A 903-nucleotide genomic window follows, 5' to 3' on the forward strand; every position below is an offset into this window, starting at 1 on the left:
GCGCCGGCGCCCAAGTATCGCGATCTAATCATCAGGCTGGAGGCGTGGGAATTAAAGGATCTCGAGCCTGCAAACCTTAGCGAGCGTGAATCCATCAGCGGTTCGACTCGTGGGAGCCATAGACCGCGACCTTTTTCCCCTCAAAATACTCTTGCACACCTTGTTCGCAATTCTTTGGACACCTTGTGTTGTCCTTGGCAGTGCCTGCCACAGTGACCGCCCTGTAGACAACGGATTCGATGAGCGTTCCGTCTTCTGCGACGACGATGTTCAGATCAGTTTCGACGCCAGCTGGCACGGCACCGCCGACGTCATAAAAGATTTGCATGGTGCCGGTGCAATCGGAATTGACCGTGTAGAGGCCGTGCTGGGCAGAATTGAATGTCGTCTTCCCCCCTTTCGGCAACCCGCCGATCATGCCGAAGTCGGTGCGGTGGAATCCGCCCGTGCCGTCAAACGTCACCAGGGCGACGTCATCAAGGATCGATGGGGCGTCGTACGGATGCAACACTCCATCGGCAGTTTTTAATCCAAGTATCACTCCGTGGCCGATAAAACTATACGGTCCCCTTAGCGTTTCGTTTGAGCAAAGGCCGCGGTGGCCATCGTGGTCGCCGGCCTGCGCTGCACCGCTGAGCGAGAAAAGTGTAACGGCTGTCGCCGGCAAAATGCTTAGATACTTGTTCTTCATGGTCGTCTCCTTGTCACCGAATTAAGCGCTTAATATCACGACGCACAGACCGATTGCCAAGCTAGTCGGGTCCCGACTCAACTGAATGAACAAAAAAGGCCCGCAGTAATCCCTCGCAGTCGTCGCTCGATGAGGAAGCGACGAGAGAACGCGAGGTCGTCGGCACGGCCGTGTGTTGAGGAGTGTGGCGTGGGCCGGAGTAATGAATGACG

General features: G+C 56.1%; 1 protein-coding gene. It reads right to left on the reverse strand.

What is annotated here, in order from left to right:
* Positions 1–94: 94 nt before the first annotated feature.
* Positions 95–691, reverse strand: a complete 597-nt coding sequence (locus AWB66_RS34825) for a hypothetical protein (protein WP_087634062.1) — start codon at positions 689–691, stop codon at positions 95–97.
* Positions 692–903: the final 212 nt, after the last annotated feature.

Source organism: Caballeronia telluris (genome assembly GCF_001544495.1).
Classification (GTDB): domain Bacteria; phylum Pseudomonadota; class Gammaproteobacteria; order Burkholderiales; family Burkholderiaceae; genus Caballeronia; species Caballeronia telluris.